Origin of the sequence: Lachnospira pectinoschiza, from assembly GCF_900103815.1 — a bacterium.
GTDB lineage: Bacteria > Bacillota > Clostridia > Lachnospirales > Lachnospiraceae > Lachnospira > Lachnospira pectinoschiza_B.
Map to the genome: position 1 here is coordinate 153,863 of NZ_FNHZ01000001.1, position 20,727 is coordinate 174,589.

23 protein-coding genes are annotated in these 20,727 nt (G+C 37.4%); 22 read left to right on the plus strand and 1 reads right to left on the minus strand.

Annotation, left to right across the window (positions count from 1 at the left end; translation table 11 throughout):
* Positions 1-5 precede the first annotated feature (5 nt).
* The 5 genes from BLQ66_RS00625 to BLQ66_RS00645 all read left to right on the plus strand — a co-directional run bounded on the left by BLQ66_RS00625 (position 6) and on the right by BLQ66_RS00645 (position 8,309).
* Complete coding sequence (locus BLQ66_RS00625) at positions 6-1,241, plus strand: murein hydrolase activator EnvC family protein (RefSeq protein ID WP_083330209.1); 1,236 nt, start codon at positions 6-8, stop codon at positions 1,239-1,241.
* A 20-nt stretch (positions 1,242-1,261) separates the two neighbouring features.
* Positions 1,262-2,548, plus strand: a complete 1,287-nt coding sequence (locus BLQ66_RS00630) for a S41 family peptidase (RefSeq protein WP_074520446.1) — start codon at positions 1,262-1,264, stop codon at positions 2,546-2,548.
* 216 nt (positions 2,549-2,764) lie between these two features.
* Complete coding sequence (uvrB, locus tag BLQ66_RS00635) at positions 2,765-4,756, plus strand: excinuclease ABC subunit UvrB (RefSeq protein WP_074520447.1); 1,992 nt, start codon at positions 2,765-2,767, stop codon at positions 4,754-4,756.
* A 15-nt stretch (positions 4,757-4,771) separates the two neighbouring features.
* Positions 4,772-7,630, plus strand: a complete 2,859-nt coding sequence (gene uvrA, locus BLQ66_RS00640) for an excinuclease ABC subunit UvrA (RefSeq protein WP_180364670.1) — start codon at positions 4,772-4,774, stop codon at positions 7,628-7,630.
* Positions 7,631-7,652: 22 nt separating this feature from the next.
* The gene (locus tag BLQ66_RS00645) at positions 7,653-8,309 is read left to right on the plus strand and encodes an HAD family hydrolase (protein ID WP_074520448.1); all 657 of its coding nucleotides are present in this window, start codon (positions 7,653-7,655) and stop codon (positions 8,307-8,309) included.
* Between the two features lie 109 nt (positions 8,310-8,418).
* Here the strand turns inward: BLQ66_RS00645 and BLQ66_RS00650 are convergent, their stop codons facing one another.
* Positions 8,419-9,162, minus strand: coding sequence for a GTP pyrophosphokinase (locus BLQ66_RS00650; RefSeq protein WP_330389733.1), 744 nt, complete (start codon positions 9,160-9,162; stop codon positions 8,419-8,421).
* 245 nt (positions 9,163-9,407) lie between these two features.
* Here BLQ66_RS00650 and guaA point away from each other — a divergent pair, with 245 nt between their 5' ends.
* The 17 genes from guaA to BLQ66_RS00725 all read left to right on the plus strand — a co-directional run bounded on the left by guaA (position 9,408) and on the right by BLQ66_RS00725 (position 20,703).
* On the plus strand, positions 9,408-10,949 hold the full coding sequence (guaA, locus tag BLQ66_RS00655; RefSeq protein WP_074520449.1) for a glutamine-hydrolyzing GMP synthase: 1,542 nt from the start codon (positions 9,408-9,410) through the stop codon (positions 10,947-10,949).
* A 263-nt stretch (positions 10,950-11,212) separates the two neighbouring features.
* Complete coding sequence (locus tag BLQ66_RS00660; RefSeq protein ID WP_242869299.1) at positions 11,213-12,379, plus strand: MFS transporter; 1,167 nt, start codon at positions 11,213-11,215, stop codon at positions 12,377-12,379.
* A gap of 182 nt (positions 12,380-12,561) precedes the next feature.
* Positions 12,562-13,227 carry an ATP-binding cassette domain-containing protein gene (locus BLQ66_RS00665; RefSeq protein WP_074520450.1) on the plus strand — a complete coding sequence of 222 codons (666 nt, stop codon included), beginning with the start codon at positions 12,562-12,564 and terminating at the stop codon, positions 13,225-13,227.
* Position 13,228: 1 nt separating this feature from the next.
* A complete protein-coding gene (locus tag BLQ66_RS00670; protein WP_074520451.1) occupies positions 13,229-13,996 on the plus strand; it encodes a hypothetical protein in 768 nt (255 codons plus the stop codon).
* A gap of 334 nt (positions 13,997-14,330) precedes the next feature.
* Positions 14,331-14,534 carry a helix-turn-helix domain-containing protein gene (locus BLQ66_RS00675; protein WP_074520452.1) on the plus strand — a complete coding sequence of 68 codons (204 nt, stop codon included), beginning with the start codon at positions 14,331-14,333 and terminating at the stop codon, positions 14,532-14,534.
* Positions 14,521-14,793, plus strand: a complete 273-nt coding sequence (locus BLQ66_RS12105) for a KilA-N domain-containing protein (protein WP_242869300.1) — start codon at positions 14,521-14,523, stop codon at positions 14,791-14,793. Before BLQ66_RS00675 ends, BLQ66_RS12105 begins: the two co-directional genes overlap by 14 nt.
* A gap of 1 nt (position 14,794) precedes the next feature.
* Positions 14,795-15,253: a KilA-N domain-containing protein gene (locus tag BLQ66_RS12110; RefSeq protein ID WP_242869301.1), complete on the plus strand. Its 459-nt coding sequence runs from the start codon at positions 14,795-14,797 to the stop codon at positions 15,251-15,253.
* Positions 15,254-15,364: 111 nt separating this feature from the next.
* The gene (locus BLQ66_RS12115; protein ID WP_074520453.1) at positions 15,365-15,598 is read left to right on the plus strand and encodes a BRO family protein; all 234 of its coding nucleotides are present in this window, start codon (positions 15,365-15,367) and stop codon (positions 15,596-15,598) included.
* A complete protein-coding gene (locus tag BLQ66_RS12120) occupies positions 15,576-15,884 on the plus strand; it encodes a hypothetical protein (RefSeq protein WP_242869302.1) in 309 nt (102 codons plus the stop codon). Before BLQ66_RS12115 ends, BLQ66_RS12120 begins: the two co-directional genes overlap by 23 nt.
* Before the next feature lie 403 nt (positions 15,885-16,287).
* Complete coding sequence (locus BLQ66_RS11825; protein WP_074520455.1) at positions 16,288-16,899, plus strand: L-2-amino-thiazoline-4-carboxylic acid hydrolase; 612 nt, start codon at positions 16,288-16,290, stop codon at positions 16,897-16,899.
* Positions 16,900-16,967: 68 nt separating this feature from the next.
* Positions 16,968-17,261, plus strand: a complete 294-nt coding sequence (locus BLQ66_RS11830; protein WP_074520456.1) for a hypothetical protein — start codon at positions 16,968-16,970, stop codon at positions 17,259-17,261.
* A 219-nt stretch (positions 17,262-17,480) separates the two neighbouring features.
* Entirely contained in the window at positions 17,481-17,825 is a 345-nt protein-coding gene (locus tag BLQ66_RS00705; RefSeq protein WP_180364671.1) for a hypothetical protein, read from the plus strand.
* 4 nt (positions 17,826-17,829) lie between these two features.
* A complete protein-coding gene (locus tag BLQ66_RS12210) occupies positions 17,830-18,264 on the plus strand; it encodes a helix-turn-helix domain-containing protein (protein ID WP_330389738.1) in 435 nt (144 codons plus the stop codon).
* Positions 18,265-18,285: 21 nt separating this feature from the next.
* Positions 18,286-19,236 carry a virulence RhuM family protein/type II toxin-antitoxin system death-on-curing family toxin gene (rhuM, locus tag BLQ66_RS00715; protein WP_074520457.1) on the plus strand — a complete coding sequence of 317 codons (951 nt, stop codon included), beginning with the start codon at positions 18,286-18,288 and terminating at the stop codon, positions 19,234-19,236.
* Positions 19,237-19,388: 152 nt separating this feature from the next.
* Positions 19,389-19,817, plus strand: a complete 429-nt coding sequence (locus BLQ66_RS12370) for a BRO-N domain-containing protein (protein WP_330389739.1) — start codon at positions 19,389-19,391, stop codon at positions 19,815-19,817.
* A gap of 155 nt (positions 19,818-19,972) precedes the next feature.
* Complete coding sequence (locus BLQ66_RS12375) at positions 19,973-20,266, plus strand: hypothetical protein (RefSeq protein WP_330389740.1); 294 nt, start codon at positions 19,973-19,975, stop codon at positions 20,264-20,266.
* The gene (locus BLQ66_RS00725; protein ID WP_083330210.1) at positions 20,263-20,703 is read left to right on the plus strand and encodes an alpha/beta fold hydrolase; all 441 of its coding nucleotides are present in this window, start codon (positions 20,263-20,265) and stop codon (positions 20,701-20,703) included. Before BLQ66_RS12375 ends, BLQ66_RS00725 begins: the two co-directional genes overlap by 4 nt.
* Positions 20,704-20,727 lie beyond the last annotated feature (24 nt).

A 20,727-nucleotide genomic window follows, 5' to 3' on the forward strand; every position in this document is an offset into this window, starting at 1 on the left:
GTAACATGATGGCAGGCATGAAGTTTTTATCGGGGAAGAGATCCATTTTCAAAGTGATGGGTCTTATATGTAAAAAATGTGCACTGGCTATAATGGTTTTGGCGTTAATTGCACCTTTTATAGCAACAACGCAGATAATTTTGGGCGATAGTAAGTCAGATTTGGAAGATGCCAAAAAGCAGCAGGAGGACGTTCAATCTAAATTGGAGGAAACCAAGAAATATATTGAAGACCTTCAGGGACAAGCAAGTGATATTCAGAGCTATATCTCATCACTAGATAGTCAGATGGAGACTATTAGCAGTTCTTTGTATGAGCTTGACCTTCAGATACAGGATTTGGAAACTACTATCAAGACAACAGAAGAGGAATTAGCAAAGGCGGAGGAAGATGCCAAGGTTCAGTATGAACAGATGAAACTTAGAATTAAGTTTATGTATGAACACAATGATGAGACATATCTTGGAATGTTACTTAAGGCTGAGGATATGGCGGATTTGTTAAGTAAGGCTGAGTATATTAATCAGTTATCAAAGTACGATAGAGAGATGCTTGAAAAGTATAAGGCTACAATAGACTATATCGCACAGACAAAGGCTGACCTAGAGGCAGATAAGGGAGAGCTTGTGAACATGCAGACAAATTTGCAGGATCAGATGAGCGCTCTTAGTCTTCTTCAGTCAACTAAGATGACACAGCTTACTAACTTGAATAATACAGTAGCAGCAGAGGAGAGTTATTATTCTCGTCTTGAGGCTGAAAATGAGGCCTTAGAGGCAACTACAAGACAGTTGGAAGCAAGGATTAAAGCAGAGGAGGCAGCAAAGTCTTCTGTTACAAGTTATGATGGCGGTAAATTTAAGTGGCCAACAACTTCCACAAGAATCACTTCAGATTATGGTGATACAGAAGGAAGATCAGCTCCTCATAAGGGAATTGATATTGGTGGTGTTAAAGCAGGTGTTGCTGGTGATCCAATTTACGCAGCCTATGATGGCAAGGTAGTTATCTCAACTTATAGTGCATCCGCTGGTAATTACATTATGATTTACCACGGCGATGGCCTATATACTAGATATCTTCACTGCTCATCCCTCTTAGTATCCGTAGGTGATTACGTTACTAAGGGACAAAAGATTGGACTTATGGGAACAACAGGTAACTCCACAGGTGTGCATTTACATTTTGATGTACGTTTAAATGGTAGTTATGTAAGTCCATGGAATTATTTAAGCAAATAAATTAGTTAGGAAGTTAAAAAATGGAAGAGAATTTTAATGAAGAGTCAAAGTCAGAGCTTAGGCCTGAGGTAAAAGTAGTTAATGAAGGCGCCATGGCTCGTGGTGTGCTCCTTGGAGTTTTATCAACTCTACTTGTTATGGTTGCAGTTTTATGCGTAACTGTAGTGGTACTTTTAAAGAATGGATATTTACACATTTCTACAGATGGTTCGGTTTACGTGCAGTCCGATGCAACTACTGATGATTCAGGCATTGGCTCAGAAGTAGAAGCTAAGTTAAACGCTATTGAATCCGTTCTTGATAGTAAGTTTTATTTTGAAAATGTAGACTCAGAGGAAGCTGCAGAAGCTATCTATAAGGCTTATCTCTCTTCATATGGTGATAAGTATACAGTTTATTATACTGCTGAAGAATACCAGTCTTTACTTGAATCTACAACAGGTACCTTCTATGGAATCGGCGCTACATGCCAGAAGAATGAAGATGGAACAATTCAGATTGTGGCTATTATTGAGGATTCCCCAGCTGAGGCTGCAGGCCTTCAGGCAGGAGATAAGATTACAGCAGTAGATGGACAAAGTGTTTTAGATTTAGATCTTTCCACAGCGGTTTCTTTAATTAAGGGAGACAAGGGTACTGATGTAGTGCTTTCAATTATTAGAAATAGCGAGAATCTTGAAATTACAGCTACTCGTGATGAGATTAATGTAAAGACTGTAGAATATCAGATGATGGAAGATAACATTGGTTACATTGCCGTTAGTCAGTTTGACGAGGTAACTACAGACCAGTTTATTGATGCTATTGAAGACCTTGAGGCACAGGGAATGGTAGGACTTGTAATTGACATTAGAGATAACCCAGGTGGTGTATTATCTACAGTAGTTGACATGCTTGAATACATTTTACCAGATGGCCTAATCGTTTATACAGAGGACGTTGACGGTAATAGAACAAACTATTCAGGCGATGATAACAACGAGCTTACAATTCCAGTGGCAGTTTTAGTAAATGGCAACAGTGCCAGTGCTTCTGAGATTTTTGCTGGAGCAGTTCAGGATTACGAGCTTGGAGCAATCATTGGTACACAGACCTTTGGTAAGGGAATTGTTCAGACAATTCAGCCACTTACAGATGGTAGCGCAATTAAGTACACAATCGCCAAGTACTTCACACCAAAGGGTCAGGATATTCACGGAGTTGGTGTAACACCTGATATTAATGTAGAGCTTGATACGGAAAGTGATACGGATAATCAGTTAGAAGCAGGCATAAACTATATTAAAGAACAGCTAACTAATCAATAGATTGATGAAAATGTATCGCTTTATAAAAGTTTAAGAAATTAATTAAGGACTCATTTTAGGGGCTTTAAGTTGAGATTTTTCCTAGTATTTTAGAAAAACAAAACTTTTGTTCCCCTAGAATGAGTTTTTTTATTCTTTTTGTGTTATAGTAATAATTGCATTAGAGATGTATAATAGTAAAATGCATTGCGTACAATGAATATATAGGAGGTCTAAATGGATAAATTCGTTTTACATTCAGAATATCAGCCTACAGGCGACCAGCCCCACGCTATTGAAGAATTAGCCAAGGGTTTTGAAATGGGTAACCAGTTTGAGACTTTAGTAGGTGTAACAGGCTCTGGTAAAACATTTACAATGGCCAATATTATAGAGAAAGTTCAAAAGCCAACTCTTATTATTTCCCATAATAAGACCTTGGCAGCTCAGTTATATAGCGAGATGAAGGAGTTCTTCCCTGAGAATGCGGTGGAATACTTCGTTTCTTATTATGATTACTATCAGCCAGAGGCTTACGTGCCTCAAAGTGATACCTATATTGCTAAGGATTCGGCTATTAATGATGAGATAGATAAGTTGCGACATTCAGCTACAGCAGCTCTTTCAGAAAGAAAGGATGTTATTATTGTAGCTTCCGTGTCATGTATTTACGGACTTGGTGCCCCTGTGGATTATCAGAATATGGTAGTTTCCCTTCGTCCGGGTATGGAGAAGGATAGAGATGACATGCTTCGTAGACTTATTGATATGCAGTATATGAGAAGTGATCAGGACTTTAAGCGTGGTACTTTTAGAGTTCGTGGTGATGTGGTGGAGATTTACCCATCAGCTTCATCAGGGGATGCCATTCGTGTGGAATTCTTTGGTGATGAGGTAGATAGAATCTCCGAAATCGACTCACTAACCGGCGAAGTTAAGGCAATTAGAGACCACGTAGCCATTTTCCCAAATTCTCACTATGTTGTAGAGAAAGAGAAGATGATGGCGGCTATTGAAAATATTAAGATAGAGCTAGCAGAAAGAATCAAGTACTTTAAGTCAGAGGATAGACTTCTTGAGGCCCAAAGAATCGAGGAGAGAACTAACTTTGATATTGAGATGATGCAGGAAACTGGCTTTTGCTCAGGTATTGAGAACTACTCAAGACATTTAGCAGGACTACCTGCTGGCTGTCCACCATATACTTTAATGGATTATTTCCCAGAGGATTTTCTAATAATTGTGGATGAGAGCCATATTACAATTCCACAGGTTCGTGGTATGTATGCCGGAGATCAGTCTAGAAAGACTACCCTTGTGGATTATGGTTTTAGACTTCCTTCAGCTAAGGATAACAGACCCCTTAATTTCCCTGAGTTTGAGTCTAAGATTAGCCAGATGTTATTCGTATCGGCTACACCTAGCAAGTACGAAGAGGAGCACGAGCTATTAAGAACTGAGCAGGTTATTAGACCTACGGGACTTCTTGATCCTGAGATTAGCGTTCGTCCAATTGAGGGACAGATTGATGACTTGATTTCAGAAATCAATAAAGAGACAGCAAAGAAGAATAAGGTTCTTGTTACAACTCTTACTAAGAGAATGGCTGAGGATTTGACAGAGTATCTTAAGGAAGTGGGCATTAGGGTTGAGTATCTTCATGCAGATATTGATACTATGGAGCGTCAGAGAATTATTCGTGATATGCGACTTGATGGCTTTGATGTTCTTGTAGGTATTAACTTACTTAGAGAAGGTCTTGATATTCCTGAGATTAGCTTGGTGGCTATTCTTGATGCAGATAAGGAAGGCTTCTTAAGAACTGAGACTTCCCTTATTCAGACTATTGGTCGTGCCGCAAGAAATGCAGAGGGTCATGTAATTATGTATGCAGATACTATTACAGATTCTATGGATAAGGCTATTAAAGAGACAGAGCGTCGTCGTGAGATTCAGGCAGCTTATAATAAGGAACATGGTATTACCCCTCAGACTATTAAGAAGGCGGTTCGTGACCTTATTACTATTACAAGGGCAGCAGATCCAGATGCAGGTTCAGATAAGCTTAAGGTGGATTACGAGTCCATGTCTATTAAGGAGCTTGAGAAGGTTAAGAAGGAAATCGAGAAGAATATGCGTAAGGCTGCAGCAGAGCTCAACTTCGAGTTGGCAGCAGAGCTTCGTGATAAGATGATAGAAGTTAATAAATACATTTATGAAAATAAGTAAGATAGGAAGGAATAAATGAGTAATTTGAGTAATAAAGATATTCATCGCGGTAACTTCAAGGAATACATTAAAATTCGCGGTGCAAGTGAACATAACTTAAAGGGTATCGATGTAGATATTCCAAGAAACAAACTTGTTGTCTTAACTGGACTTTCAGGTTCAGGTAAGTCAAGTTTAGCTTTTGATACTATCTATGCAGAAGGTCAGAGAAGATACATGGAATCTCTATCTTCTTATGCTAGACAGTTCCTCGGTCAGATGGAAAAGCCACAGGTAGAGTTAATTGAAGGCTTATCACCAGCTATTTCTATCGACCAGAAAAGTACTAACAGAAACCCACGTTCAACAGTGGGAACAGTTACAGAAATTTATGATTATTTCAGACTTTTATATGCAAGAATTGGTATTCCTCACTGTCCAAATTGTGGTAAGGAAATCAACAAGCAGACAGTAGATCAGATGGTAGACCAGATTTTAGAGTTACCAGAAAGAACTAAGATTCAGATTCTTGCTCCTGTTGTAAGAGGCCGTAAGGGGGAGCATGTGAAGTTATTTGAGCAGGCTAAAAAGCAGGGCTATGTAAGAGTTAATGTAGATGGTGAAACTTATGATTTATCAGAAGAGATTAAGCTTGATAAGAATAAGAAGCACAATATCGAAATCGTTGTAGATAGATTAGTGGTTAAGGAAGGCATTAATAAGCGTCTTACAGATTCTGTAGAAACTGCTCTTAAGCTTGCAGAAGGTGTAATGATGGTAGATGTTATTGGCGGTGAGCCTATTAACTTCTCTCAGAGTTTTGCCTGCCCTGATTGTGGTATTAGTATTGATGAGATTCAGCCAAGAAGTTTCTCTTTCAATAATCCATTTGGTGCGTGTCCAGACTGTTTAGGTATTGGTTATACAATGAATTTTGATACAGAACTTCTTATTCCAGATGAGAGTCTTTCAATTAATGAAGGTGCTATTGCAGGACATGGCTGGCAGTCAGTATCTGATTCTAAGAGCTGGACAGGTGCTATTATGAACGCAGTGGCTAAGGAGTTTAAATTCTCCCTTGATACACCATTTAAGGACTATTCAGATGAAGTAAAGGATATTATTATTAATGGTACAAAGGGTAAGTCTGTTAAGGTTAAGTATAAGGGTCAGCGCGGCGAAGGCGTTTACGATATTGTATTTGATGGACTTATTAGTAATATGGAGAGAAGATATAAGGAAGCTGGTTCTGATAATGCTAAGCAGCAGTATGAAGAGTTTATGAGAATCAGACCTTGTAAGACTTGTAAGGGTAAGCGACTTAAGGAAAGCTCATTAGCTGTAACCATTGCAGATAAGAATATTTACGAGATCACTAATTTACCAATTTGCGACTTGTCTGATTTTTTGGAAAATATGAATCTAACAGAACGTCAGCTCTTTATCGGTGCTGAACTTCTTAAGGAAATTAAGGCTAGAGTTAAGTTCCTTATTGATGTAGGTCTTGATTATCTTTCTCTTTCAAGAGCTACAGGAACACTATCTGGTGGTGAGGCACAGCGTATTCGTCTTGCAACTCAGATCGGTTCTGGCTTAGTAGGTGTTGCCTATATCCTTGATGAACCAAGTATTGGTCTACATCAGAGGGATAATGACAAGCTCCTTGGTACTTTGACACATTTGCGAGACCTTGGAAATTCAGTAATTGTAGTTGAACATGATGAGGATACTATGAAAGCTGCAGACTTCATTGTGGATATCGGCCCTGGCGCTGGTAAAAATGGTGGAGAAGTTGTAGCCACTGGTACTGCTAAGCAGATTATGGAATGCAAGAATTCCCTTACGGGCGCATATCTTAGTGGTCGTATTAAGATTCCTGTACCTAAGACTCGTCGTAAGCCAACAGGCTGGATTAAGGTTAAGGGTGCAAGAGAGAATAACCTAAAGAATATTGATGTGGACTTCCCACTTGGGGTAATCACTTGCGTTACTGGTGTTTCTGGTTCAGGTAAGAGTTCTTTGGTAAATGAAATTCTACATAAACATTTGGCAAAATCCCTTAACAGAGCAAGAATCATTGCAGGTGATCACGACGACATTGAGGGTATCGAGCAGCTTGATAAGATTATTGATATTGATCAGAGTCCAATTGGTAGAACACCTCGTTCAAATCCTGCCACATATACTGGAGTATTTGATCAGATTCGTGACCTTTTTGCAGGCACTGTAGATGCTAAGGAGAGAGGTTATAATAAGGGCCGTTTTAGTTTTAATGTAAAGGGCGGCCGTTGTGAGGCTTGTTCGGGAGATGGTATCATAAAGATTGAGATGCATTTTCTTCCAGATGTTTACGTGCCTTGCGAGGTTTGTGACGGCAAGCGTTATAACAGAGAAACTCTCGAGGTAAAGTATAAGGGCAAGTCTATCTATGACGTCCTTGATATGACTGTTGAGGAAGCTGTGGATTTCTTTGAAAATGTACCATCAGTTAAGCGTAAAATCGAAACTTTAAATGACGTAGGTCTTTCATATATTAAGCTTGGTCAGCCTTCTACTGAACTTTCAGGTGGTGAGGCTCAAAGAATTAAGCTTGCAACTGAGCTTTCAAAGAGAAGTACAGGTAAGACAATTTATATCCTTGATGAGCCAACAACTGGCTTACATTTTGCTGATGTTCATAAGCTTGTTGACATTTTACAAAAGCTTGCTGAAGGCGGAAATACAGTTGTGGTAATCGAGCATAATCTTGATGTTATTAAGACAGCGGATTATATTATTGATATGGGACCTGAGGGTGGTGCCAGAGGTGGTACAGTTATTGCCAAGGGTACACCAGAAGAGGTTTGCAAGGTTAAGAAGTCTTACACAGGTAAGTATCTTAAGCAGTATTTGTAAAAATAAGACATGGAGTTTGAGAATGATTAAAGCAGTAATTTTTGATATGGATGGGGTTATGATTGATACAGAACGTCAGTCAAACCTTGGATGGCAATGGGCTGCAGGGCAAAAGGGCATTGAGCTTCCTAATTGGCTTATGGATGAATTTAAGGGAGCTTCGCCTAGTGATAGCGCTCTTAAGTTTAAGGAATATTTTGGCGATAGAGCCGATTTCTGGGAATTGAGAGAATTAAGAAGTCAGTTTGTCTATAAGCTTAGAGAGACGGAAGGGGTTCCTGTAAAAAAGGGACTTTTTGAGCTTCTAGATTATATTAAGGAGTCTGGGCTTAAGTGTGCAGTTGCAACATCCACTAGAAGAGAGTCAGCTTATAAGAGCTTAACAACTATTGGAGCTTATGATTATCTTGATGGAATTGCTTATGGTGATGAGATCAAGCATAGTAAGCCGGCACCTGATATTTTCTTAAAGGCAGCAGGCCTTCTTGATACTAAGCCGGAAGAGTGCGTGGTAATTGAGGATAGTATCAATGGAATTAAGGCAGGGCATGCCGCTAATATGAAGGTGGTGCATGTGCCAGATACTATTATGATTAAAGATGACATTAAGGAACTTTGCTATAGTATTAAAGAAGACTTAAGCCAGGTGATTGATGTTATAAAAGAGCTTAATAATTAGTTTTACAATAATTTAATAAATATAAACCGGGGCATTGGTACATATAAAGAAGAGTAGAATTAAGATTTTCTTAATTCTACTCTTTGCGTTGTGCTATAGTGTTAATAATCTATCCCTTATTCTTGCTGCCCTCAATCATGTCTCTTACAGCCTGCATTCTTCTATCTAAGTCAGCACTTAGAGAAGCGCATTCGTAAAGCTCGTTAGAAGTAAGAGTAAGCATAACTGGATCCATGTCCTTTTTGTAGCGCATCTTGTGATCAAGGTTAGCCCAGAATTCCATGGCAATTGTACGGAGCTGAACTTCAACCTTCATGAAGCGCTTTTCATTTTCAAGGAAAATAGGTGTCTCAATAATTAAGTGAAGACTTCTATATCCGTTGCTTTTTGGCTCTTTAATGTAATCCTTTCTTTGTAATAAACGGACATCGTCCTGTTGCAAAAGGCAGTCCGCAAGAAAATATACATCATCTACAAAGGAGCAAACCACACGAACACCGGCCACGTCATACATATTCTCTTCGATGGACTTAAGTCCTAGTGGTATATTTTTACGACGAAGCTTTTCTGCAATACTTTGTGGTGACTTAAGTCTTGTAGAAATTGATGAAATTGGATTTCTTTCATGGTCTAGTGAAAATTGCTCGTTTAAGACCTTGAATTTAGTCTCCACCTCAAGCATGGCACATTTATAATTAGCAAGCATCTGCTGTGTTTCTTTAAAAATTTTCTCAAGTTCGGATAGTGGAATTTCCCCATCGCTAACCATTCTAGCAATTTGCTTGGCATTGTATTCATCACTTACTTTGCTGTAAGCTGAGTTGCTGTATAAATTGTTCGCATTAATATCCATATCGCTTTAGTAAAACCTCCAATGTATTTCTATTAAGTAAATTATAACATTAATTATCTGTTAGTTGTTAGAATTTACTATGAACTTTATTATTTTATAATAAGTGTAAAAATTATTGCTTTGCGTTATAATATTAGTTGATAATTTTATATCTGAAATGTATAATAAAAAGACGTCATTTTGATGGTAATTGGAAAATGTTACATTTTCTAATTCATATAGATTAAGAATAGGAGGACAATTAATTGAACAGCGAGTTAGTATTAGTACTTGATTTCGGTGGACAGTATAATCAGCTTATAGCAAGACGTGTACGTGAGTGCAATGTATACGCAGAAGTTATCCCTTATACTACTAAGTTAGAGGATATAATCGCAAGAAAGCCAAAGGGTATCATTTTTACAGGTGGTCCTAATAGTGTTTATGAGGAAGAATCACCAAGTTATGATAAGGCTATCATGGAAGCAGGTATACCTATTCTTGGTATCTGTTATGGTTCACAGCTTATGGCTCATAAGCTTGGTGGTCAGGTTTTAACTGCACCAGTTAGTGAATATGGTAAGACAGAGGTAGAAGTAGATGTTAATTCTAAGTTATTTGACGGCGTTAGCCCTAAGACAATAACTTGGATGAGTCATACAGATTACATTGCTAAGGCTCCAGAGGGCTTTAAGGTAATCGGTCATACTCCAAACTGCCCAGTTGCAGCAATGGAGAATGAAGATGAGAAGTTATATGCAGTTCAGTTCCATCCAGAGGTTATGCACTCTGTTGAGGGACAGAAGATGATTAGAAACTTCTTATATAATGTTTGTGAATGTAGCGGTGATTGGAAGATGGATTCTTTCGTTGAAACTACAATCAAGCAGATTCGTGAGAAGGTAGGCGACGGTAAGGTTTTACTTGCTCTATCAGGTGGTGTTGATTCATCTGTTGCAGCTGGTTTACTTGCTCGTGCTATTGGAAAGCAGCTTACATGCGTATTCGTAGATCACGGTCTTTTAAGAAAAAATGAAGGCGATGAGGTTGAGGCTGTATTTGGTCCTAATGGTAATTTCGACCTTAACTTTATTCGTGTTAACGCTCAGGAGCGTTATTATAGCAAGCTTGCTGGTGTTACAGAACCAGAGGCTAAGCGTAAGATTATTGGTGAAGAGTTCATTAGAGTCTTCGAAGAAGAAGCTAAGAAGATTGGTGCTGTTGATTTCCTTGCACAGGGAACTATTTATCCAGATGTTATTGAATCAGGTCTTGGTAAGTCAGCAGTAATTAAGTCTCACCACAACGTTGGTGGTCTTCCTGATTTCGTTGATTTCAAAGAAATCATTGAACCACTTCGTATGTTATTTAAGGATGAGGTTCGTAAGGCTGGTCTTGAACTTGGTCTTCCAGAAAATCTCGTATTCCGTCAGCCATTCCCAGGACCTGGTCTTGGAATTAGAATTATCGGTGAAGTAACAGCTGAGAAGGTTAAGATCGTTCAGGATGCTGATTATATTTACAGAGAAGAACTTGCTAAGGCTGGCGTTGACAAGAATCTTGGTCAGTACTTCGCAGCACTTACTAACATGCGTTCAGTAGGTGTTATGGGTGATGGCAGAACTTATGATTATGCTATTGCACTTCGTGCCGTTATGACATCAGATTTCATGACAGCTGATTGTGCTCAGATTCCTTGGGATGTATTAACTAAGGTAGCTAACAGAATTGTTAACGAAGTTAAGGGTGTAAACCGTGTAATGTATGATTGCACAAGTAAACCACCAGCTACTATTGAGTTTGAGTAATAACGTAATGAAAATGTAGTCTGACAATGCTACACTTAATAAAAATTTTTTGACTAGAAAGGAGCGCATAAATGTCCTGGAAAACAGTAAATTTAAAGCTTAAAAAAGGTGCTATTTTTGCTGCTGACGGGGATAGTGCGCTCTTTTTTAGGAATTTAAGCGATTGATGACGCGACATATACAGTTATAATGTACCTTTGTATATGCTAAAAAGATTACACTATCTCCTTAATTTTTATGAAAAATATTAAGGAGATTTTTTTATGAGTAAAAATAATATACAAACAATGAACAATACAGAAATAGAAACAGTAGACAATACAATAGTAAAGGACACATGTAAGAAAATATCAAAAGCACGTGGGCAAATAAAAAAGCTATATTTACTTGATGGAGTAGGGGCCATGATGATTGCGGGAGCATCCTGGGTGGCACTTCTTGCTGCAAGGGGATATTCGACTGTTGAAATTGGATTCATTGAAAGCATATTTCATGTTGCAAGCATGATTTTTGAGGTGCCATCGGGAGCACTGGCGGATGTTTTTGGAAGAAAGAAAATCATGGTGGCAAGTAGCGTGATGGCAATTATTTCTTCACTTATCATGGTGCTTTCAGATTCATTTTTTACAATTGCACTTGCAATGATTACAAGTGCTTTTAGCTATAATCTTGCATCGGGGACACGAGAAGCCCTGGCCTACGATAGCTTAAAAGACGCCGGTATAGAGAATGAGTATGATAAATTTGCCTCAAACGATATGATGATTTATGAGGTGACAAGCTCAGCTGCTACACTTTTAGCAGGCGTCGCATTAATGCTTGGATATAAAAAGGCCTATATTATAGATGCTTTAGTTGGACTGCTTGCAGTTATTGTGGCAAGTTCTCTCATGGAAATCAAAACAGAAATACACAAGGAAACTAGCATAAGAAAACGCTTTAAAGAGGTAGTCGCTAGCAGCATCGAATTCATAAGAGAGAATCGTAGAGCAAGACTTATAATTGTTTTTAATGCGCTGATTGGAGCCGTTGATATTCTTATACTGTTTTTCCTGCAGGCGAAATTGCCTGAGATGGGGTTAGGCACAATCCTTCTTGGTCCTGCTCTTTTTGGCATGGGACTAGGCGCCGCGGTCGGGGCAAAGGCTATTGAATTTTTTCCTGATGTGCGTTATAGAAATATTTGTATTTTTAGCTTTGTCGGTGTGGTGATAGCTTTTTCATCGATGTTTATACATAATGTAATTGCCATGATTATCGGAGGATTCATTGGCGCATTTGCGGATGATTTTTTAGAGGTTCGCACTGATGTTGTTTTAAACAATATGATTCCATCCAACCAGAGAGCGACTTTGATGTCGATTAATTCCTTTACATTTTCAGTGGTAATGATAATTTTGTCACCGATATTTGGCTGGTTGTTTTCATAGAGAATTAGAAATAATATATGGAGTTAAGAAATGGACAGAGAGAATTATTAGGTATATAATAAGATACATATGTGAATTATTTCATAAAGCAGCAGAATTTGTTAGACAGAATTCAGTATAAATATTCAAAGCTACTATATGTGCGAGAGCCATATAGTAGCTTTTTGTTTTAGGAGAAAAGTATGATAATAAAAAATTTAAGTGTAAAACGTGGAAAACACACAATTTTAAAAAATATTAATTTAGAGATAAAAAAACAGGATAGTATAATTGGAATTTTTGGTCCAAATGGAGCAGGAAAGACAACATTGCTTAGTGTGTTAGCAGGAATTATAAATAAATACGAAGGAAGTATAGAGGGATTAAATAAGGAAAATTTTTCATTCCTTCCTGATAAACCATATATATATAAAGATTTAAAGCTGAAAAATGTATTGAGTTATTTTGATGGAGAGTACAGTAGTTTTAATGTGCAGAAGGCAAGAAGACTACTCAATGATTTAGGATTAGATGAAAATATGCGTATTATCGATTGTTCAAAAGGAATGCTTGAGCAGATACATATGATAATGAGTATTAGTCGAGAGGTTGATTATTATTTCTTTGATGAACCATTAGCAGCTGTAGATCCATTAACTAGAGATAGGCTTATGGAGATAATTGAAAAAGAAAAAAAGCCGGGAAGTATAGTTCTTATAAGTACACATCTTATCAGTGACGTTGAACAACTTTTTACAGATGTAATTATGATAAAAAATGGAGAAATAATACTGTATGATAGTGTCGAAAAATTGAAAAAGGAATCTGGAGAAGGATTGGAAACTTTATTTAAGGAGAGGCTAAGATAGTATGAATATATATAGACTTGAAATGTTCAAAAAACGTTATTTAATGGGAGCAATAATTGTAATTGAAATATTATTAGATGTGTTGGAATTATTGAATGTTATACATGTTGAAAATGGTGTTGATACAATTTATTCATTTTGGCAAATGTTATCCTGGATATTTATAGTGGGATATTGTATATGGGATTATTATGGATATTTTTACCTTTGTAACGATACAATGCTGTTACTAAGTCCAAGATCAAAATATGAAATACTTAAGAAAAAGGGTGTTATTTATTTTGGATTTATGATGTTATATTTTACGCTAGGATTAGTAAGATATTTAGCATTAAATCAGTTTAGTATGTCATTAAAGATGAAGATTTGCGGAATTTATTTTATTAGTAAAATTGTGGCAGTAATTTCATTCTTATTTTTATTAATTTTTTTGTTGCAGCTAATCAAAAATATTGATAACAAGTTCTTAGCCCTTCTTACGTTGTTAATAATAGGTGGAGTGATAGTAGGTTTAGAAGCATATTTTTTATGTGCCAACATAACTTCTAATAGTGACATCACATGGATAATCGGCGTGGTCGATGGAAAAAAAGGAATAAATAGTTATGCATGTATTTTACCAATCTCTTTTATAAATGAAAATGAAGGAAATGTGGTAGAATCATTTTACATTATTACTGTTTATGCAAATATTTTAATTGGGTTTGTTTCTTATGTTTTGTCGAAGATTATGTATAAAACTAAGAAGTATAATTATGTAGCTTTATAAAATGGTTAATCATGTCCATAAAATGTTTACCAAAACAACAAAATAGTTGTGGATTAGGTGGAATAATTAGAAAAGATATACCTTATATACTGCATATTAGACTCTATAGATTCAATATATAGTAGTCGGTATAGAGATGAAGTAACGGGTAAGTAGTTCCATGCGGTTTGCAAGTGTATAGAAAACCACTAATATCAAGGGCTGAGAGCGTTCGTTCCCGGCCCTTTTTGTATGGTGATTTTAAAATGATTCTATAAAACTTGTTTTAAACCACATATTGCGTGGACTCACATTACATGATATAATTAGAAAAACGCAATGCGAGGAGTATGTTATGGATATTGCAAAGGTGATAAGAGAACTACGCGAAAGTGTAAATATGAATCGAAAAGAGTTTTCGGAACATACGGGAATCCCAGTTCGAACACTGGAAGATTGGGAAGCAGGAAGACGCACCCCTCCGGAGTATATTCCAAGACTTATAGCATATCAACTGAAATATGAAGAATTAGTGAGGGGTAAAGATGGCAAAGAATAAGATTATTACTGTACAAGATGTGCCAATAACTGTTTCTATATCGGATGAGCAGGATTATATTTGCATTACGGATATGGCAGCGGCAAAATCTAATGATTCAAGAGCAGCAGATGTTATACGAAATTGGTTGCGAAACCGTTCTACATTAGAGTTTTTAGCTACTTGGGAGGAAATCTATAATCCCAATTTTAAAGTGTTCGAATCTGAACACTTTAAAAAGGATGTTGGTCTAGTAACATTTACACAGTCCGGTCTTTAAATTGTATTTAATTAAGGAGTTTCAGCGATTAAAGACGCAGGAAAATGACATTCAAAAAATAGAATGGAATGCAAAACGTTTTTTGTCGAAGAATAATTATTTGATTCAAACGGATGCAGTAAAGAACTATATTATTCCGTCTTGCAATTATCGAGATGACTTAAGATGGTTACCATATGCAGAGGAAGGCGATCTTCTCAATGTAGCATTATTCGGTTTTACAGCGAAGGATTGGAGAAACGCAAATCCGGATTTGGCAAAGAATAGTAATGTTCGAGATTATGCGACAATTAATGAACTTACGGTTCTTTCGAATCTTGAAACTCATAATGCACATATGATTCGAGAAGGAAAAACAAAAGAAGAAAGATTTACTGCTTTAAAAGAGATTGCAGAATATCAGCTTCGAATTCTAAAAGAGGCTCAGCATATTAGTAACAGAATTGAAAAAAATGATTAGGTTAACCCCCTCGAATTCGAGGGGTTACAAATAACTAGAGATAGAGAATAAGCTTTAGACTAGAAGGAGATACTTGGCAGCTGAAATATGAATAATTAGTGAGGGTTAATAATGGAACTAAAAGCAAGTGAGTATAAGAGATTTGAGGACATTAAGCGTGTAAGAGATGATGGGACCGAGTATTGGAGTGCCAGAGAACTTGCACCGGTATTAGAGTATTCTAAATGGGAGAATTTTCATAAAGTAATAAAAAGAGCAATGATTTCTTGTGAAAACTCAGGACGCAGTATTCTTGACCAATTTCCTGAGGTCAGGAATTTGGTTGAAGGTGGCGGACCATTTTAATCAACTTGACGAGGATAGACGACGATTAGTTGTACGAGGAGACATAAAGCAGTGGAATCAGCTACTTGTAGAGACGGCGCATGATGTAGGAGTTATATCAAATGAGGAGTTTGCGATTTTTCAAAATGCGGGATATATGGGGTTGTATGGAGGCCTTGATGTTGATGATATTCATAAGCGAAAAAAACTTGAAGTAGGGCAGAAGATTCTTGATTATATGGGCAGTACCGAATTGATTGCCAATTTATACTATTATTTCCGCGACTGTAAATATCATCTTATTTAAACAAGGTATAAAAGTGGATGAGCTATGGCTTGCAGTCGGAGTTGTTGTTTTAGTGCAGTGTACGGCACCATTGATAGAGTATGTGATTGTAGAAAAAGGATTGAAACGTAAGTTTGACATGAATGGAAATATACGAAAATAGCTCAAGGATTTGGAACTATGGAGATGGAATAGACCTGAAGAGGTTTAGATGTTGGTATAACAAATTAAGTATTTTCAAGGCTTGGAATCATGTTAAGAAAACATGATTTCAGGCCTTTTTTGTTGATATTGTTCGTTACAATGTATAAAATATATAGTAAGAAATTCTGTATATGCGACTAATATTCTGATATTCGGAAGCATAAATGAAATAGATTACAGATTTTATCTGAACAAAGAGTATTTGATGAGGAGGGTATATATGACAAAGTTGGTCAGATATTTTAGGCAAGTGGTTCCACATCTGGAAGAGAAGTACGGAAAAGAAAAAGCCCAGGTGATTCTGCAGAATGCACTAGGGCGTTACGACAAATTGATTGATGAAAATAAGGATGAACCCAAGGCTTATTATATGCACACGAGGGAGCGAATCTATCCGTCTATTGCGGTATTTTATGCTCTTTGTGATGAGGGGGCTTCGCGTAAGGAAGCTGAAGACTTTGTAACAGATTATTATCGTTGGAGATCCGGGACAATGGCATCCAAGATAAAAGCTATTTTCAAAATTCCGGGTATATACAAGATTGTTCCGAAAATTTTCTATAGCATGACAGAGAAAAGCTTTGGACCGCAGGCTGGGTTTGCATCTGAAAATCAGTTTTTGTCAAAAAACGAGATGCGTTTTGATATGGTCAGATGCCCTTACTATGATATATGCACCCGATATGGCTGCCCTGAGATTGTGAAGGGCTTTTGCGATGCGGATGATATTTGCTATGGAAATATGCATCCAAGATTGTCCTGGGACAGAACAAAGACAATCGGACGTGGAGACGGGGTGTGTGATTTTAAGGTAAGAGTTAAGGAGAAATAGGATGACAAACGACAAGAAGCGGTCTCTTTTATTATTTTGAAGAGGAAGCGGTTATAAGGCTTGTTCGTATGATTCAGGGAAACGGAGATATCGAGCTTTTATTTGATACCGTAAATAAAAGCGGGATGAAAATGATGCAGAAGAAACATATGAAGACAGTGGGCCACGAAGATGCGGCAATGTTTTTCTATGTGGACTCTGCTGAAGAATTGGTTGATAAAATTGGAGGCAACGCAAAAGTACTTACAGAGGAAAAGTATTACAGTCACATCAAAAAAAGCGGACTGCAATTAATAACCAAGGTCAGCATGGCTGTTTCGGACTGCTTTAATATGGTTAAGATGATTCATTTGTCAGTGTAAAAAATTTTATTTGCAAAAATAGGGACTATAAACGAATCTTATTTTTATTGAGGTACACATGGAAGGATATATGACAATTAAACAGACGGCAGAAAAATGGGAAGTAACACCGCGCAGAATCCAAAACTATGTGTGGATGGGAGTAAGTCGGAGTTTTAGAAGGCGATTCATTATATGATTAAAAAGAGAATGTGAGTTGAGAAAATGTTTGTATATTATATGAATGTTCCATTAAATAAAATAGGGATAGAAGAATTTGAAGGTTATGATGAAGAAATGTCAAATGTTAAGACATTTGAACTTACTCAAGAGGAATATGATATTTTAAGACAACCTAAAGGCCTATTTCAAGAGTTTGACGAAAGATTCGGAACAATAATTGATGTCTGCGAAGAAGAGCGAATCGTTAATGAAAATTTGAAGGAGGCATTACAGTCTGCTAATAAAATGTTAAATAAGCAAAAAAATGACATTGCAGAAAAAGCTATTAAAAAAGTTATAGACTCTTTGGAATGTGCTATCCAGGCGGGAACTTTTTGGGAAATAGATATTTATTTGGAGTAATGCCATGAGTAAATATATTTGGAACTACCGAGATGGAGTAGTTCCTAGTGGTTTACAAGTTATAAAGAATACAAGGCAATTCGCAGAGTTTCTGCGGGTTGCCTTTTTTTATAGTCGCGTTGTGGTTGCAATATGGTTGAAAAAAGTACTGGTGGAGTACTGTTTTGACGAAAATTCAAACCACACATTGCGTGTTTGCGTACTGAGTGATATAATGAAGAAAACGCAATGCGAGGAGGATGCTATGGATACTGCAAAGGTGATAAGAGAACTACGCGAGAGTGTAAATATGAATCGAAAAGAGTTTTCGGAACATACGGGAATCCCAGTTCGAACACTGGAGGATTGGGAAGCAGGACGACGCACCCCTCCGGAATATATACCGAGACTTATTGCGTATCAGCTGAAATATGAAGAACTTGTGGGGAAGGAGAAATAATTATTAGGAGAGGAGGTTATTATGAAGAAAAGTGAAATAGTTTTGTTTGAGACAGAGGATAAGGAAGTAAAACTACAAGTACAATTACGGCAAGATTCGGTTTGGTTAAATAGAGAGCAGATTGCGGAACTATTTGGAAGAGACATAAAAACAATAGGAAAACATATTTCTAATGCCTTAAAAGAAGAAGTGGACGAATCAACTGTCGCAAAATTTGCGACAGTTCAAAAAGAAGGGGGCCGTAGTGTAAAAAGAAACATTGAACACTATAATTTGGATATGATTTTGTCGATAGGTTACAGGGTTAAATCTAAACGCGGAATAGAGTTTAGACGATGGTCTAATAGAGTATTGAAGCAATACATCATCGACGGCTATGCCATTAATGAGAAGCGCCTAAAAGCATTACAAAAGACAGTTGATATTCAAACCAGAATGTTGGCAGACGCATTAAATGTCGAGGAAAAGGATATTTTGAAAGCCGTAAATCTGTATACAGATGCCTTGACGTTGTTAGATCAGTATGATCACCAAGCAATAGTTAAACCTGATGGAAAGGCTCCTGTATATAGGATTACTTATGATGATTGTATGACTATGGTTTCTCATATGAGGGATTCTTTTGATACGGATGTCTTCGGTGTAGAAAAAGAAGTTGGAAAAGTGAATGGGATTATTTCTGCAATTTATCAAAGTGTAATTGGTGAAGATGCCTACCCGACTATTGAAGAAAAGGCGGCTAACTTACTTTATTTTATGATTAAGGATCATCCGTTTGCAGATGGTTGCAAAAGAATCGCAGCTTCATTGTTCATAGAATTCTTGGAGAGGAACCAAGCTTTGTTTAAAGATGGTAGCAAACGTATTGGCGACGGTGAATTGGTAGCTATTACGCTTATGATTGCGGAATCGAATCCGGACGAAAAGGATATCATGGTTAAGCTGGTGATGAATTTACTTGATATGAAATAGAATAGCAGCTAATCCTTGTGGTTACCTGCAGTTTTATTTTGTAGAAATAATGTTGTATCCGATAAGAGAAGTGTATACGTTGACAAAGTATATATATAAGCTGATTTGGAAAACGCGAAAATAAAAGATGAAGAATTTATAAGGGGGAAAATATGCAGATGGCAAATGATAAAGTTCAGTTATTTGAAGACCAGCCGATCAGGACGGCATGGGTTGAAGAAGAGGAAGAATGGTATTTTTCAATTGTGGATGTTGTTGGTGTGCTTTCTGAAAGCAAAAATCCAACATCTTATTGGAGAAAACTCAAGCAAAGATTGAAAGAAGAAGGGAATGAAACCGTGACAAATTGTCACGCTTTGAAAATGACTGCTCAAGACGGCAAGAAAAGATTAACTGACGTCGCAAACACCGAGCAATTGCTTCGCTTGATCCAATCTATTCCTTCGAAAAAAGCTGAGCCATTCAAGCTGTGGCTTGCTCAGGTTGGTCGCGATCGGATTGAAGAAGTAATAGATCCGGAATTGACTATCGAGAGGGCCCTTGAGACCTATGCAAAAAAGGTTATTCGCGAGAATGGATAAATCAGCGCCTGCAGGCAATTCAAGTAAGAAAAGAACTTACAGATGAGTGGGATAAGCGTGGTGTCAAGAAAGGCATAGAATATGCAATCCTGACAGATGAGATTACGAAAGCCTGGTCCGGGATGACGACGAGGCAGTATAAGAATCATAAAGGTTTGAAAAAGGAAAACCTAAGGGATAATATGTCAACATTGGAGCTAGTGCTTAATATGTTGGCTGAGGCTACTACTACAGAAATATCAAAACAAAAGCAACCGGAGTCCTTTGAGGAAAACCGAATGGTTGCAATTGAAGGTGGTGAAGCCGCTGGAGAAGCACGATTGGCGGTGGAAAAGAGGACCGGAAAACCTGTAATTACGAATAAAAATGCAGCCCAATTGCAAAATTTAGTTACAGGTCTCATTGAAACTATAAATGACAAAAGCGATGATCAAGAAGGGGAACTATGACAGAACAAATATATGCTACTCCATGTGGCAATATACATTATTGGATAAATAAAGAGGCGGTAAATAGTGATTTTCAGTTAGTCTTCTTACCGGGCCTTACTGCAGATCATAGATTATTTGAAAAGCAAATTGAATATTTTGAAGGTAAGTATCCGATTTTTGTATGGGATGCACCTGGGCATGCTGCTTCTTGGCCATTTTGCTTTGATTTTAATTTGATGGATAAAGCAAGCTGGCTAGACGAAATCTTGGTAAAAGAAGGATTTGACCATCCTGTTATCATTGGTCAGTCCATGGGAGGTTATGTGGGACAGGCGTATGCACAGCTTTATCCTGAAAAGTTAAAGGGGTTTGTTTCTGTGGATTCGGCACCTTTACAGCGTAGGTACGTGACAGCCGCAGAAATTTGGCTATTGAAGCGAATGGAGCCAGTGTAAGGGAAGCCTTAGTTTTGAGGAATT

What these genes read in the sequence shown, in the direction of transcription:
- BLQ66_RS00625 (WP_083330209.1), top strand. Translation starts at nt 6, where the DNA reads ATGATGGCAGGCATGAAGTTTTTATCGGGGAAGAGATCCATTTTCAAA.
- BLQ66_RS00630 (WP_074520446.1), top strand. Translation starts at nt 1,262, where the DNA reads ATGGAAGAGAATTTTAATGAAGAGTCAAAGTCAGAGCTTAGGCCTGAG.
- uvrB (WP_074520447.1), top strand. Translation starts at nt 2,765, where the DNA reads ATGGATAAATTCGTTTTACATTCAGAATATCAGCCTACAGGCGACCAG.
- uvrA (WP_180364670.1), top strand. Translation starts at nt 4,772, where the DNA reads ATGAGTAATTTGAGTAATAAAGATATTCATCGCGGTAACTTCAAGGAA.
- BLQ66_RS00645 (WP_074520448.1), top strand. Translation starts at nt 7,653, where the DNA reads ATGATTAAAGCAGTAATTTTTGATATGGATGGGGTTATGATTGATACA.
- BLQ66_RS00650 (WP_330389733.1), bottom strand. Translation starts at nt 9,162, where the DNA reads ATGGATATTAATGCGAACAATTTATACAGCAACTCAGCTTACAGCAAA.
- BLQ66_RS00660 (WP_242869299.1), top strand. Translation starts at nt 11,213, where the DNA reads ATGAGTAAAAATAATATACAAACAATGAACAATACAGAAATAGAAACA.
- BLQ66_RS00665 (WP_074520450.1), top strand. Translation starts at nt 12,562, where the DNA reads ATGATAATAAAAAATTTAAGTGTAAAACGTGGAAAACACACAATTTTA.
- BLQ66_RS00670 (WP_074520451.1), top strand. Translation starts at nt 13,229, where the DNA reads ATGAATATATATAGACTTGAAATGTTCAAAAAACGTTATTTAATGGGA.
- BLQ66_RS00675 (WP_074520452.1), top strand. Translation starts at nt 14,331, where the DNA reads ATGGATATTGCAAAGGTGATAAGAGAACTACGCGAAAGTGTAAATATG.
- BLQ66_RS12105 (WP_242869300.1), top strand. Translation starts at nt 14,521, where the DNA reads ATGGCAAAGAATAAGATTATTACTGTACAAGATGTGCCAATAACTGTT.
- BLQ66_RS12115 (WP_074520453.1), top strand. Translation starts at nt 15,365, where the DNA reads ATGGAACTAAAAGCAAGTGAGTATAAGAGATTTGAGGACATTAAGCGT.
- BLQ66_RS11825 (WP_074520455.1), top strand. Translation starts at nt 16,288, where the DNA reads ATGACAAAGTTGGTCAGATATTTTAGGCAAGTGGTTCCACATCTGGAA.
- BLQ66_RS11830 (WP_074520456.1), top strand. Translation starts at nt 16,968, where the DNA reads ATGATTCAGGGAAACGGAGATATCGAGCTTTTATTTGATACCGTAAAT.
- BLQ66_RS00705 (WP_180364671.1), top strand. Translation starts at nt 17,481, where the DNA reads ATGAATGTTCCATTAAATAAAATAGGGATAGAAGAATTTGAAGGTTAT.
- BLQ66_RS12210 (WP_330389738.1), top strand. Translation starts at nt 17,830, where the DNA reads ATGAGTAAATATATTTGGAACTACCGAGATGGAGTAGTTCCTAGTGGT.
- rhuM (WP_074520457.1), top strand. Translation starts at nt 18,286, where the DNA reads ATGAAGAAAAGTGAAATAGTTTTGTTTGAGACAGAGGATAAGGAAGTA.
- BLQ66_RS12370 (WP_330389739.1), top strand. Translation starts at nt 19,389, where the DNA reads ATGCAGATGGCAAATGATAAAGTTCAGTTATTTGAAGACCAGCCGATC.
- BLQ66_RS00725 (WP_083330210.1), top strand. Translation starts at nt 20,263, where the DNA reads ATGACAGAACAAATATATGCTACTCCATGTGGCAATATACATTATTGG.